This is a genomic window from Kocuria cellulosilytica, assembly GCF_040981245.1.
Classification (GTDB): Bacteria; Actinomycetota; Actinomycetes; order Actinomycetales; family Micrococcaceae; genus Kocuria; species Kocuria cellulosilytica.
On the sequence record NZ_JAVFWZ010000001.1, the window covers coordinates 514,728 to 527,794 of the forward strand.

The following is a 13,067-nucleotide window of genomic DNA, read 5'->3' on the forward strand; positions in this document are numbered from 1 at the left end:
CTGCGGCGGAGAGAAGGGGAACTGCTCATGAGTGCACGAACGAGGCGCCGGTCCCGGGCCGCGGTGCTGGGAGCCGGCCTGTCGACGGCCGTGCTGCTGTCCGCCTGCGGCGGCGGGGAGAGCGCGAGCGCGGAAGGCGACGGCGTCGTGGAGGTCTGGGCGCACAGCGGCCAGGCGGCCGAGGCCGAGGCGCTCGAGGCCCTCGTCGCCGAGTACAACGACTCGCAGGAGGACGTCAGCGTCGAGCTGACGCTCATCCCGGAGGCCGACTACACCAGCACCGTCCAGGCGACCGCCGCGGAGGACCTGCCCGACGTGATGGAGATGGACGCCCCGACGATGGCGTCCTTCGTCTACGACCGCAAGCTCGTGCCCCTCGACGACGTGGTGTCGCAGGAGACCCTCGACAACCGGATCGAGGGCGTGCGGGAGAGCGGCACGTACCGGGACCAGACCTACGCCGTCGGCATGTTCGACGTCGGGCTGGGCCTGTGGGGCAACCAGCAGCTCCTCGACGCCGCCGGGGTGGAGGCCCCGGCCACCGCCGAGGAGGCGTGGACGGCGGAGGAGTTCGAGCAGAACCTGCAGAAGCTGGCGGAGGTCAGCCCGTCGGGCAACGCGATCGACCTGGGCGAGGCCAACGGCTTCGCCGCCGAGTGGGGCACCTTCACCACCACCCCGGTCCTGTGGTCCAACGGCGGCACGCTCCTCCGGGACGGCTCGGCGGAGGGGGTGCTCAACAGCGCCGAGAACGTCGAGGCGCTCGAGGAGTGGGCCTCGTGGAAGGAGCACACGGACCCGAACACCAGCGGCACCGCCTTTCCCGACGGGGACATCGCCCTGACCTGGACCGGCAACTGGATGTACCCCACGTTCAGCGAGGCCCTCGGCGAGGACCTGGTGCTCATGCCCCTGCCCGATCTCGGCAACGGCACCAAGGCGGGGCACGGCTCCTGGCAGTGGGGCGTGACGCCGGCGGCCGGAGGGGACGAGGCCGCGGCCGGCGCCTTCCTCGACTTCCTGCACTCCGACGAGAGCATCGCCCGGATGGTCGAGGCCAACGCGGCGGTGCCCGGCACCACGAGCGCCCTCGAGGGCAGCGAGCTCTACGGCGAGGGCGGCCCGCTGGAGCTGTTCGCGACCAACCTGGCGTCGGCCTGCAGCTCGGAGGACGTCACGCAGGAGTGCATCGCGGTGGCGCGGCCCATCACCCCGGGGTACCCCACGGTCACGAGCTCCTACGGCAGCGCCCTCGCGGCGATCTGGGGCGGGGCGGACCCGCAGGCCGAGCTCGACACCGCGGCGCGGGCCATCGACGCCGACTTCGAGGACAACAACGGCTACCAGGACGAGTGACGGGCACGGCGGGACCGCCCAGCGGTCCCGCCGCGCACCGGCGAGGAGTGCACCATGACCACCACCCCGGGCCTCGCGGCCCCCGCGTCCGCCCCGGAGGACGTGCCCGAGGCGCCGCCCCGGAAAGGGCTCCGGCGGGACAGCCTCGCCGGGCCCCTCATGGCGGCCCCCGCCGTGCTGCTGCTCGTGCTGTTCGTCGCGGTCCCGTTCTTCGCGGCCGTCGGCTTCTCCTTCTACAACGTCCGGCTCGGCGACCCGCGCGACCCCACCTTCATGGGGATCACCCAGTACGCCCGGATCTTCACCGACCCGGACGTGTCGAGCCGCTTCCTCAGCGCGCTGCTCCACAACCTGGTCTTCGCGGCCGTGGTGGTCCCGGTGCAGACCGCCCTCGCGCTCGCGCTGGCCATGCTGGTGCAGAAGAGCATCCCGGGGATCGGGATCTTCCGGTCCGTCTACTTCCTCCCCGTCGTCTTCCCCATCGCCCTGGTGGCCCTCATCTGGCGGCTGATCCTCGCCCGCGGGGACGACGGACTGCTCAACTCCCTGCTCGGCTTCTTCTCGGGCGGGAGCTTCGGGGCCCAGGACTGGCTGGGCTCCGAGCTCACGGCGCTGGCCTCGGTCATCGTCCTGTCGATCTGGCAGGGCGTCGGCTTCCAGATGGTCATCCTGCTGGCGGCCCTGCAGCAGGTGCCCGGCGACCTCTACGAGGCGGCCCGCCTGGACCGGGCCAACGCGTGGCAGCGCTTCGTGCACGTCACCCTGCCGGGGATCAACACCACCCTCGTCTTCGTGGCCCTGTACACGATGATCCTGTCGCTGCGCGTGTTCGACCAGATCTACGTCCTGGCGCGCTCCGGCGGAGGGCTCAACGAGGACGCCACCCGCACCGTGATGTTCGAGGCCGTGACGTCCGCCTTCGACGAGAACAACATCGGGCGCGCGAGCGCGATCTCCGTGGTGTTCTTCGTGATCGTGGTGGTCCTGTCCCTCATCCAGCGCCGCGCCACCCGCGAACGGGAGGACTGACATGACGCAGAACGGCTCCGCCGCCCCCACCGACCGCCGCCGGCGCAGGACGGACGCGCCCCGCTACGCGGTGCTCGTCGTCACGAGCATCCTGTTCTTCGCCCCGGTCGCCTACATGGCGGCCGCCTCCCTGGCCCCCGCCTCCCGCACGCTCGCCGGCTTCGAGGTCTTCGACCCGCGCGGATGGGGCCTGCACAACTACACCGGGGTGGCCTCGAGCCTGTCCTCGGACAGCACCGGCCACCTGTGGCGGTTCTTCTTCGTGTCCTTCACCGTCACCGTCTCCGTGGTGGGACTGGGGCTGATCGTGAACTCGATGGCGGCCTTCGCCCTGTCCCGGCTGCGCTGGCGCGGCAAGGAGCTCGTGCTCCTGGGGATCCTGCTGCTGCTCATCGTCCCGTTCGAGGCCGTGGCCGTGCCCATGTTCTACCTCTACAACGACGCCCGGAACACGCTGTGGATCCAGATCGCGCCCTTCGTCGGCAACGCCCTGTCGATCTTCCTGTTCTACTCGTTCTTCTCCGGCATCCCCCGCAGCATCGACGAGGCCGCCCGGATGGACGGCGCCGGACCGCTTCGGGTGTTCTGGCAGATCATCGCGCCCATGAGCAAACCCGCCTACGCGTCGGTGGCGGTGCTGACCTTCCTGACGCAGTGGGGCGCGTTCCTGTGGCCGGTCCTGATGATCTCCGAGCCGAACCTGCGCCCCCTGCCCCTCCAGATCAGCGTCTTCGCGGGCCAACTCCCCCCGGCGTGGGGCGAGGTCATGGCCTTCGGGGTGCTGCTGGTCGTGCCCGTGGTCGTCGTGTTCCTCGTCTTCCAGCGCTGGTTCATCGAGGGCGTGGCGAGCTCGGCCGTCAAGGGCTGACCCCGCCCGCCCGGCGCTGTCCCGTTCCACCGACCGTCCGGAAGGACCCCATGGAAGTGCTCGTCCTGCCCACGGCCGACGACGTCGCCGCGCGCGCGGCCGACGTCGTCGGCGACCAGGTCTCGCGCCGGCCGGACACCGTGCTGGGCGTGGCCACCGGCTCGTCGCCCCTGGGCACGTACCGGGAGCTCGCCCGCCGGCGGGCCCACGGCCTGCTGGACCTCACGCGGCTCAGCTGCTTCGCCCTCGACGAGTACGTCGGGCTGCCCGCCGGCCACCCGGCCGGCTACGCCGCCGTCCTGGAGCGCGAGCTGGCCCGGCCCCTCGGTCTGCCGCCCTCGCGGGTGCGGGTGCCGGACGGCTCCCGGGAGGATCTCGAGGCGGCCTGCCACGACTACGAGGAGGACGTCGCCGGAGCCGGCGGCATCGACCTCCAGATCCTGGGGATCGGCGCCAACGGCCACATCGGCTTCAACGAGCCCGGTTCCTCGCTGTCCTCGCGCACGCGGGTCAAGGCGCTGGCCGCGCGGACGCGCGCCGACAACGCGCGGTTCTTCGCGACGCCCGACGACGTCCCCACCCACTGCGTCACCCAGGGACTGGGCACGATCCTCGACGCCCGCCGCGTGCTCCTGGTCGCCCAGGGCGAGCGCAAGGCCGCCGCCGTGGCGGCCGCCGTGGAGGGGCCCGTGTCCGCGATGTGCCCGGGATCCGTCCTGCAGTTCCACCGGTCGGTCACGGTCGTGGTGGACGAGGCGGCGGCGGGGCGGCTCGCCCTGACCGACTACTACCGGTTCGTGGCCGAGGCCGGGCACCGGCCGCCCCGGGAGCAGCGATGACGTTCCGCCTCGCGGACTCCTGGGTCTGGGACAGCTGGCTGGCCGACGACGGACAGGACTACCACCTGTTCTTCCTGCGGGCCAGCCGCGCCCTGCGGGACCCCGACAAGCGCCACCGCCGGGCCTCGATCGGGCACGCCGTCTCCTCCGACCTGGAGACCTGGACCCTGCTGCCGGACGCCCTCGTGGCCGGCGACGAACCGTCCTGGGACGACATGGCGACCTGGACGGGCAGCACCGTGCAGGGCCACGACGGCCGGTGGCACCTCTTCTACACCGGCATCAGCCGCGCCGAGGACGGGCTGCGGCAGCGCATCGGCTCGGCCGTCTCGGACGACCTGATCACCTGGGAGCGCACGGGCGCGGGCCCGCTCGAGGCGGACCCCCGCTGGTACGAGAAGCTGGGGGAGGGCACCTGGCCGGACGAGGCGTGGCGGGACCCCTTCGTCTTCTACGACGACGACTCCCGGCAGTGGCAGATGCTCGTCACCGCGCGCGCCGCCACCGGGGATCCGGCCGCCCGCGGCGTGGTCGGCCACGCCGTGAGCGACGACCTGGAGCACTGGACCGTCCGGCCCCCGCTGACCGCGCCCGCCGGCTTCGGGGAGATGGAGGTCGTCCAGGCGCAGGTCGTGGACGGCGCCGGGGTGCTGATCTTCTCCTGCCTCCCGCGGCTGGCCCCCGGCATCCCGTTCTCGGCGGCGAGCACCGGCACCTGGATCGCCCCCGGGGCCGGCCGGCTCGGCCCGTGGGAGCTCGAGCGGAGCTCCAGCTTCTTCGTGCCCGGCGTCTACGCCGCCCAGCTGTTCCGCAAGCGCGACGGCCGGTGGGTCGTGTTCGGCTTCCAGAACAGCGTGGACGGCCGCTTCGTCGGCGAGATCGCGAGCCCCGTGCCGCTGACGGACCTGCTGACGGACGGCCGGCTCTTCCCCGTCCACGACCGACCACCCATCCCCACCCCCAGGAGCACCTCGTGAAGAAGACCCTGATGGCCGCGGCCTCCGCGGCCGCCCTGCTCGTGACCACCGGCGTGCTCGCCGCGGCCCCCGCCGCGGCCGCCCCGGAACGCGCCACCGACCTCCGCGTCATGTCCTTCAACATCCACCACGGCGCGGACGGGAACGACGTGCTGGACCTCGAGCGCACCGCCGCGGTGATCGAGGCGTCGGGGGCGGAGGTGATCGGCCTGCAGGAGGTCGACGACGCCTGGTCCTCGCGCAGCGACTTCGAGGACCAGGCCGCCCGTCTCGCGGAGCTCCTGGGCATGCACTACGTGTACGGCGCGAACCTGGACGTGGCGCCCGCCGAGGGCCGGACGGAGAACAGCCGGTACGGCAACGCGATCCTCAGCGAGCACCCGATCATCGACTCCGAGAACCACCTGCTGACCAGCATCGAGCACCCGGAGCGGCCCACCGAGCAGCGCGGACTGCTGGAGGCGGTGATCAACGTGAAGGGTCACCATGCGGGGTTCTACAGCACCCACCTCGACCACCAGCGCGCCGAGCAGCGCGAGCTGCAGGCCCGGGAGATCGTGGAGATCACCGGTGAGAGCCGGCGCCCGGCGGTGGTCGTCGGGGATCTCAACGCCGAACCCGGCGCTCCGGAGCTGCAGGGTCTCTTCTCGGTGTTCACGGACACCTTCGCGGCCCTGGGCCAGGACGACGCCCACACCTTCGCCCCGGACGGCGCCCCGGTCCTGGACGCGAGCCTGCGCATCGACTACGTGCTGGTGTCGGAGGGCGTGCGGCCGCAGGAGGCGCACGTGGTGCGCACGTCGGCGTCGGACCACCTGCCGATCGTCGCCGACCTCGGGATCCCGCGGTCCCCGAACGGGCTGGTCCGGTAGTCCCGGACCGGTCCGACGCCCCGCACGACCAGTCAGGAGGTGAGACCCGTGGTCTCCGAGGACTCCCCGCGCAGGACGGTGCTCTCCGGCCGCGTGCACACCGGGTACGCCGAGCACCGGGACGGCCTGGTGGTCGTCGAGGGCGATCGCGTCCTCCACGCCGGGCCCCGGTCCGGGCATCCTGGCGGCGACCCGGGGGAGCACCTCGTCCTGGGCCCCGGGCAGATGATCCTGCCGGGGCTCGTGGACGTGCACTGCCACGGCGGCTTCGGCGCGGACTTCTCCTCCTCGGCGGAGGGACCGGTCCGGGCCACCCTCGACGCCTTCCACCGGCAGGGCACGACGACGCTCGTGGCCAGCCTGGTCACCGCCTCGCGGGCGGACATGCTGGCCGCCGAGCCGCTGCTGGCGGCGCTCACCGAGGACGGGCTGGTCGCCGGGATCCACCTCGAGGGCCCGTTCCTGTCCACGGCCCGGTGCGGGGCGCAGGATCCCGCGGAGATGCGGGAGCCGGACCTCGGGCTGGCGTCCGAGCTCATCGCCGCCGCGAAGGGGACGCTCCGGACCATGACCTTCGCCCCGGAGCTGCCCGGCGCGCAGGAGCTGGCCGAGCTGCTCGTCGCCCACGGCGTGGTCCCCTCGCTGGGGCACACCGACGCGGACACCACGACGGTCGAGACCGCGCTGCACCGGGTGCAGAAGATGCTCCGCGACGCCGCCGTGGACGGTGCTCCCCGGCTGCCCACGGTGACGCACCTGTTCAACGCCATGCCCGCGATCCACCACCGCTCGCCCGGGCCGGTGCCGGCCTGCCTGCGCGCCGCGGCGCAGGGCCGGGCCGTCGTCGAGCTCATCGCGGACGGCACCCACCTGGACCCCGGCATCGTGCAGTGGGCGTTCGAGCTGGCGGGGGCGGACAGCATCGCGCTGGTCACCGACGGGATGGCCGCGACCGGGCTGACGGACGGCACCTACACGCTCGGCGCGGCGGAGGTCCGGGTGGAGGACGGAGTGGCCTCGCTGGTCTCCAACGGATCGATCGCCGGTGGCACGGCCACGATGCTGGAGGTCCTGCGCCGGACGGTCGCGGCGGGCGTCCCCCTCGGGGACGCGCTGCGCTCGGCCACCGTGGTCCCCGCCCGGGTCCTCGGCCTGGCGGGTGAGGCCGGGAGCTTGACGACGGGCGCGCTGGCGGACCTCCTGGTCGTGGGGGAGGACCTGCGGCCGGCCGCCGTGATGCGCCGGGGCCGGTGGATCTCCGGAACCCCTCCCCGCCCCCCGGAGCGCCCCCCGGGACGCCCGCCGGCACGCCGAGATTGCGGCTGACGGCTACGCAACCCCGCTCGGTGGCCGACAACCGCAATCTCGCACCAGGGAGACGGCAGGGAGGGGAGCAGGGGGCACAGGTGGGTGACGATCCCCCGGGCCGGTCCTGTGGGGCGGGGAGGCGCGGCGTACGCTGGCCGTGTCGGAAGGAGCCCGTCATGACACAGCGCACCGAACCGTGGCCCGCCGGGACGCCCTGCTGGGCGGATCTCACCGTGTCCGATCCCGGCCGCACACAGGAGTTCTACCGGACAGTGCTCGGGTGGGAGTACAGCGAGCCGCGGCCGGAGCACGGCGGGTACCGCAACGCCCTGGTCGGCGGCGTCCCCGTGGCCGGGCTCTCCCCGGCGGCCCCGGACCTGGAGGGCGTGCCGCACGTGTGGCAGGTCTACCTCGCCACGGAGCGCATCGACGTCTGCGCCGAGCGGGTGCACGCGGCCGGCGGCACGCAGCTGATGGAGCCGGTGGAGGTGGGCCGGTTCGGCTGGATGGGCGTCTGGCAGGATCCCACCGGGGCGGCCTTCGGGATGTGGCAGGCCGGGGAGCACATCGGGTTCGCGGTGGTCGACGTGCCCGGCAGCGTCGCCTGGTGCGACCTCATGACCCCCGACCACCACACCGCCCGCGACTTCTACGCCCACGTCTTCGGCTACCACTACGAGGACATCGGCGAGGAGGGTGTCTCCTACGCCACGTTCACGGTGCCGCACGGGGAACGCCCGGCCGGCGGGATCGGCGGGACCGACCCCGGAGCCGAGAACGCCCCCGCGGTCTGGTCGGTCTGCTTCCAGGTGGACGACGTCGACGCCGCCGTCCAGCGCGTGCGCGAGGCCGGGGGATCGGTCGTGGAGAACCCGTTCGACTTCGCCTACGGGCGGCTCGCGGTCGTGGCCGGCCCGGACCGGGAGTCCTTCGCGATCATGACGCCCGGGGGCACGTAGCCGACGCCGTCCGCGCTGCGCTCTGCCCGGGGGCCGGGGGCCGTGCCCGTCGTGACGGCAGTCACCCGGCGGTAGCATGGTGACCCAGCGAACACCACCGCCACTTCCGCAGAGATCGGAGCAGCATGAACTCCATCGTCCTCGCCGTGGTCGGCGTCGCCATGATGATCCTCGGGTACGTCCTGTACTCGAAGTTCGTGGCCCGCCGGATCTACAAGCTCCAGGACTCCTTCGTCACCCCCGCCCACGAGATGGGGGACGGTGTGGACTACGTGCCCACCAACAAGTACGTGCTGTGGGGCCACCACTTCACCTCCGTGGCCGGCGCGGCCCCCATCGTCGGCCCCGCCATCGCGGTCATCTGGGGCTGGCTCCCCGCGTTCCTCTGGGTGACCCTCGGCACCGTCTTCTTCGCCGGCGTCCACGACCTCGGCGCCCTGTGGGCGTCCAACCGGCACCAGGGGCGGTCCATCGGGTCGCTGTCCGGGAAGTACATCGGCCACCGCGGCCGGAACCTCTTCCTGGTCGTGATCTTCCTCGTGCTGCTCATGGTCAACGCCGCGTTCGCCGTGGTGATCTCCAACCTGCTGGTCGGCACGCCCACCTCGGTCATCCCCACGTGGGGCGCCATCGTCGTCGCGCTGCTGATCGGCCAGGCGGTCTACCGCTACAAGTGGAACCTCGCCGTCGTGTCCGTCGTCGGCGTCGTGGCCCTCTACGCCCTCATCCTGCTGGGCGACCGCTTCCCGGTGGTCCTGCCGGAGACGGTCCTGGGCCTGCCGGCCAACGCGTTCTGGATCGTGGTGCTCTTCGTCTACGCGGGCATCGCGTCCGTGCTCCCCGTGTGGATGCTGCTGCAGCCGCGCGACTACATCAACGGCCTGCAGCTGTTCATCGCCCTGGGCATCCTCTACGGCGCGGTCCTGATCTCCGCCCCGACCGTGGTGGCCCCCGCGTTCAACGACTCCGTGCCCGAGGGCACGCCGAGCCTCGTGCCGTTGCTGTTCGTGACCATCGCGTGCGGTGCGATCTCCGGGTTCCACGGGATCGTGGCCTCGGGGACGTCCTCCAAGCAGCTGGACAAGGAGACCGACGCCCGCTTCGTCGGCTACTTCGGCGCGGTCGGCGAGGGCCTGCTCGCGCTCGGCGCGATCATCGCCACGACCGCCGGCTTCCGCACCATCGCCGACTGGGAGGCCGTGTACAGCGCGTTCGGCCAGGGCGGCGTGGGCGCGTTCGTCCAGGGCGGCGCCTCGGTGGTCAACTCCGGGCTGGGCATCCCCGCGTCGCTGAGCGCGACCATCCTCGCGACCATGGCCGTGCTCTTCGCGGCCACGACCATGGACACCGGCATCCGCCTGCAGCGCTTCGTGGTGCAGGAGGCCGGGCACATCATGGGCGTCAACATCGGCAAGGCGATCGCCACGCTCATCGTGCTCGCGGTGGCCATGGGGCTGACCTTCAGCGCCGGCGCGGACGGCTCCGGCGGCATGCTCATCTGGCCGCTGTTCGGCACCTCGAACCAGCTGCTGGCCGGCCTGACGCTGTCGATGATCGCGGTGATCCTGCTGCGCAAGGGCCGCCCGGTGCTGCCCGTGCTGGTGCCCCTCGTGTTCCTGCTCCTGATGTCGGTCTACGCGCTGGTCGTCCAGCTGGGACAGTTCTGGGCCGCCGAGAACTGGTTCCTGCTCGTCCTCGACGTCATCATCCTGATCGCCGCCCTGTGGGTGATCGTCGAGTCCGTGTCGGCGATGACCGCGGCCCGGAAGAACCCGCCGGAGCTCGACGAGGAGCCGCTGCCCAGCACAGCCGGGGAGAAGCGCTCCCTGTGAGCCGGTGACGCTCCTCGACCGGCTGCGCACCGTGCAGGCCCGCCTCGGGGCGGGCCTGCACGAGTTCTACGTGGCGCCTTACCGGCGCACCTTCGCCCGCGCCCAGCGCGACGAGGAGGACCTGTTCATGATGCTGGTCCTCTCCGAGGCCCTGGGCGTGCCCAATCCCGCCAGCTACTACACCGTGGAGCTGCTGCCCGTGGTCTACGACCGGTTCCACGACTGGCACCGGCGGATGGGCATGGAGCGATCGCCCCTGGAGCACATCTCATGCTGCTAGAGCTCGCCGCCGCCCGCCGGGTCCTGTTCGTCGGCGGCAAGGGCGGCGTCGGCAAGACCGCCGTCGCCTCCGCCACCGCCCTCGCCCAGGCCCGCGCCGGCCGCCGGGTGCTGGTCGTCTCGACCGACCCCGCGCACAACCTCGGGCACCTGTGGGAGCGCCCGGTGGGGGACCGGATCACCCCGCTCGCCCGGGACCTGGACGGCCCCGGGCCGGGGGGCGGCCTCCTCGACGGCATCGAGGTGGACCCGGTCGCCACGACCGACGCCCACCTCGCCGCCGTGGGCGCCACGATCCGCCGGCTCATGCCCGAGCACCTCGCCGGCGAGGTCGACAAGCACATGGAGCTCGCCCGCGACTCACCGGGCACCCACGAGTCGGCGGTGCTCGAGCGGATCGCCGAGCTCGTGGACACGGGCTTGCACGACTACGACCTCATCGTCTTCGACACCGCACCGTCCGGGCACACCGCCCGGCTCATGGCCCTGCCTGAGATCATGTCCGCCTGGACCGAGGGGCTGCTGCGCCGCCGCGGCCGGGCGGAGAAGTTCGGCGCCGCGCTGCGGGGCCTCGAGGACCGGGACGCCGCGGCCGAGAGCATCGTGGGCACCGAGCGGCCCCGGGACCCCCGCGAGGAGCGCGACCTCGAGATCCGGCGGATCCTGCTGCGCCGCCGCGAGCGCTTCGAGGCCCTGCGCGAGGTGCTGGTGGACGCCGGGCGCTGCAGCTTCGTCATCGTCCTCGCGGCCGAGCGGCTGCCCGTCCTCGAGACCGTCGAGCTGCACGGGCAGCTGGTCCGCGCCGGCGTGCACGTGGGGGCCCTCGTGATCAACAAGCGCTCCCCGGCGGACGCCGGGGACTTCCTCGCCGAGCGCCGTGCGCTGGAGGAGGTGCACGTCGCCACCCTGCGCGGCGCCCTCCCGGACGTTCCGCTGCTGCAGGTCCCCCTGCTGCCGGGGGACGTGGTGGGCCAGGAGGCGCTCGAGCGGTTCGGGGACGCGCTCGCCCAGGCGGATCTCAGGGCCACGTGACACGCTGACGCGCATGACCTCCACCGCGCACCGCCCGGACGCCGGGCGACGACGACGGGCCCCCGCCGACCTCGGCCCGTGGATCCTCGCCGGTGTCGCCGCGACCGCCCTCGCCGTGGGCCTGGCCGAGCTCCTGGCCTGGGTGACCGGGCCGGTCGGTGCGCCGCTCACGGCGGTGGGTGGGGTGATCGTGGACGGGGTCCCCGCCCCGGTCAAGGACGCGGCGATCGCCCTCTTCGGCACCGCGGACAAGCTGGTGCTGCTCCTCGTCATGGCCGCGGGACTCGTGGCGGCCGGCGCGGGCATCGGGGCGGCGCAGCGCGCCAACCCGCCGATGGGCACGGTGTTGCTCGGCGTGCTGGGGCTCCTCGGGCTGCTGGCGGTGCTGACGCGGGCGGGGCCGGCCGTGGCGGACACGGTCCCCGTCGTCGTCGGCACGGCGGCCGGGGCGCTGTTCCTGACGGTGCTCACCCGCCGGACCGGTCCCTCCCCGCGTTCCGGGGCGGAGCTCGACCGCCGCGGCTTCGTCCGGGCCTCCGCGGCCGCCGCCGTGCTGGGCGCCGCCGCCGGCGTCGCGGGCCGCTGGGCCTCCTCGGCGGCCGCACGGGTGCCCGCGGCGCGCGAGATGCTCCGGATCCCCCCGCCCGCGGTGCGCGACCCGATCCCCGCGGGCGCCGACCTCGGCATCGAGGGCGTGCAGCCCTGGCTCACCCCCGCCGACGACTTCTACCGCATCGACACCGCCCTGAGCGTGCCCCGCATCGACGTGGCGGACTGGCGGCTGCGGATCCACGGCATGGTGGACCGCGAGCTCGAGCTGAGCTTCGAGGACCTCGTCGCGCGCCCGCTCGCCGAGCACGTGGTGACGCTGGCCTGCGTGTCCAACACCGTGGGCGGGGACCTCGTGGGCAACGCCGTGTGGACGGGGGTGCCGATCCGGGAGCTGCTCGCCGAGGCCGGGGTGCAGGCGGACGCGGACATGGTGCTCTCGACCTCCGAGGACGGGTTCACCGCCGGCACCCCCCTCGACGCGCTGCTGGACCCGGGCCGCGACTCCCTGCTGGCGGTGACCATGAACGGGGAGCCGCTGCCGTTCGAGCACGGCTATCCGGTGCGCATGGTGGTGGCCGGGCTCTACGGCTACGTCTCCGCGACCAAGTGGCTGGTGGATCTGGAGGTCACCCGGTTCGACCGCGACGAGGGCTACTGGACCCCGCGCGGGTGGTCGGCGCTCGGGCCCATCAAGACGGCGTCCCGGATCGAGGTCCCGCGCGCCGGGGGCCGCGTGGACGCCGGGGAGGTCGTGCTCGCGGGCACCGCGTGGGCCCAGGACACCGGGATCGCCGCGGTGCAGGTCAGCGTGGACGGGGGACCGTGGCAGGAGGCCGACCTCGGCGAGGTGCCCTCCGACGACACGTGGCGGCAGTGGGTGCTGCGCACCGAGCTCCCCGGCGGCCGGCACACCGCGCGGGTGCGGGCCGTCGACCGGGACGGGACCGTCCAGACCGCCGAGCAGGCCCCGCCGGCCCCGGACGGCGCCTCCGGGTGGCACGAGCGCACGTTCACGGTGGCCTGACCGGCCTCTGCACGTGCCGCTCCCCGGCCCCTCCGCCGAACTCTCCGGTTCCGCCCGGGACCACGGCACCGGTGTGCCGCTCCCGGGCGGAACCGGCGGGTTCACGGGGCGGTGTCGCCGACGGGGCGGGCCAGGGTCAG

At 73.3% G+C, this 13,067-nt stretch carries 12 protein-coding genes; all 12 read left to right on the plus strand.

Features of this window, described 5'->3' with window-relative positions:
• Positions 1-27 precede the first annotated feature (27 nt).
• The 12 genes from RCG67_RS02370 to RCG67_RS02425 all read left to right on the plus strand — a co-directional run bounded on the left by RCG67_RS02370 (position 28) and on the right by RCG67_RS02425 (position 12,927).
• Positions 28-1,356, plus strand: a complete 1,329-nt coding sequence (locus tag RCG67_RS02370) for an ABC transporter substrate-binding protein (protein ID WP_368824678.1) — start codon at positions 28-30, stop codon at positions 1,354-1,356.
• Positions 1,357-1,410: 54 nt separating this feature from the next.
• Positions 1,411-2,385: a carbohydrate ABC transporter permease gene (locus RCG67_RS02375; RefSeq protein WP_368824679.1), complete on the plus strand. Its 975-nt coding sequence runs from the start codon at positions 1,411-1,413 to the stop codon at positions 2,383-2,385.
• A gap of 1 nt (position 2,386) precedes the next feature.
• Positions 2,387-3,253, plus strand: coding sequence for a carbohydrate ABC transporter permease (locus tag RCG67_RS02380; RefSeq protein ID WP_368824680.1), 867 nt, complete (start codon positions 2,387-2,389; stop codon positions 3,251-3,253).
• Positions 3,254-3,303: 50 nt separating this feature from the next.
• On the plus strand, positions 3,304-4,092 hold the full coding sequence (gene nagB / locus RCG67_RS02385) for a glucosamine-6-phosphate deaminase (RefSeq protein WP_368824681.1): 789 nt from the start codon (positions 3,304-3,306) through the stop codon (positions 4,090-4,092).
• Positions 4,089-5,069: a family 43 glycosylhydrolase gene (locus RCG67_RS02390; protein ID WP_368824682.1), complete on the plus strand. Its 981-nt coding sequence runs from the start codon at positions 4,089-4,091 to the stop codon at positions 5,067-5,069. Before nagB ends, RCG67_RS02390 begins: the two co-directional genes overlap by 4 nt.
• A complete protein-coding gene (locus tag RCG67_RS02395) occupies positions 5,066-5,941 on the plus strand; it encodes an endonuclease/exonuclease/phosphatase family protein (protein WP_368824683.1) in 876 nt (291 codons plus the stop codon). Before RCG67_RS02390 ends, RCG67_RS02395 begins: the two co-directional genes overlap by 4 nt.
• A 48-nt stretch (positions 5,942-5,989) precedes the next feature.
• Positions 5,990-7,267 (plus strand): N-acetylglucosamine-6-phosphate deacetylase, encoded by a 1,278-nt coding sequence (locus RCG67_RS02400; RefSeq protein ID WP_368824684.1) that lies wholly within the window; start codon positions 5,990-5,992, stop codon positions 7,265-7,267.
• A gap of 158 nt (positions 7,268-7,425) precedes the next feature.
• On the plus strand, positions 7,426-8,208 hold the full coding sequence (locus RCG67_RS02405) for a VOC family protein (RefSeq protein ID WP_368824685.1): 783 nt from the start codon (positions 7,426-7,428) through the stop codon (positions 8,206-8,208).
• A gap of 125 nt (positions 8,209-8,333) precedes the next feature.
• Positions 8,334-10,040 carry a carbon starvation CstA family protein gene (locus RCG67_RS02410; protein ID WP_368824686.1) on the plus strand — a complete coding sequence of 569 codons (1,707 nt, stop codon included), beginning with the start codon at positions 8,334-8,336 and terminating at the stop codon, positions 10,038-10,040.
• A 4-nt stretch (positions 10,041-10,044) separates the two neighbouring features.
• Positions 10,045-10,320 carry a cory-CC-star protein gene (locus tag RCG67_RS02415; RefSeq protein WP_058872986.1) on the plus strand — a complete coding sequence of 92 codons (276 nt, stop codon included), beginning with the start codon at positions 10,045-10,047 and terminating at the stop codon, positions 10,318-10,320.
• Positions 10,311-11,351 (plus strand): ArsA family ATPase, encoded by a 1,041-nt coding sequence (locus tag RCG67_RS02420; RefSeq protein WP_368824687.1) that lies wholly within the window; start codon positions 10,311-10,313, stop codon positions 11,349-11,351. The genes RCG67_RS02415 and RCG67_RS02420 overlap by 10 nt, the downstream gene beginning before the upstream one ends.
• 13 nt (positions 11,352-11,364) lie before the next feature.
• Positions 11,365-12,927, plus strand: coding sequence for a molybdopterin-dependent oxidoreductase (locus tag RCG67_RS02425; RefSeq protein WP_368824688.1), 1,563 nt, complete (start codon positions 11,365-11,367; stop codon positions 12,925-12,927).
• Positions 12,928-13,067 lie beyond the last annotated feature (140 nt).

Bases quoted from the DNA above. Each gene is read 5' to 3' on its own strand.
- RCG67_RS02370 (WP_368824678.1), top strand. From the start codon at position 28: ATGAGTGCACGAACGAGGCGCCGGTCCCGGGCCGCGGTGCTGGGAGCC.
- RCG67_RS02375 (WP_368824679.1), top strand. From the start codon at position 1,411: ATGACCACCACCCCGGGCCTCGCGGCCCCCGCGTCCGCCCCGGAGGAC.
- RCG67_RS02380 (WP_368824680.1), top strand. From the start codon at position 2,387: ATGACGCAGAACGGCTCCGCCGCCCCCACCGACCGCCGCCGGCGCAGG.
- nagB (WP_368824681.1), top strand. From the start codon at position 3,304: ATGGAAGTGCTCGTCCTGCCCACGGCCGACGACGTCGCCGCGCGCGCG.
- RCG67_RS02390 (WP_368824682.1), top strand. From the start codon at position 4,089: ATGACGTTCCGCCTCGCGGACTCCTGGGTCTGGGACAGCTGGCTGGCC.
- RCG67_RS02405 (WP_368824685.1), top strand. From the start codon at position 7,426: ATGACACAGCGCACCGAACCGTGGCCCGCCGGGACGCCCTGCTGGGCG.
- RCG67_RS02410 (WP_368824686.1), top strand. From the start codon at position 8,334: ATGAACTCCATCGTCCTCGCCGTGGTCGGCGTCGCCATGATGATCCTC.
- RCG67_RS02420 (WP_368824687.1), top strand. From the start codon at position 10,311: ATGCTGCTAGAGCTCGCCGCCGCCCGCCGGGTCCTGTTCGTCGGCGGC.
- RCG67_RS02425 (WP_368824688.1), top strand. From the start codon at position 11,365: ATGACCTCCACCGCGCACCGCCCGGACGCCGGGCGACGACGACGGGCC.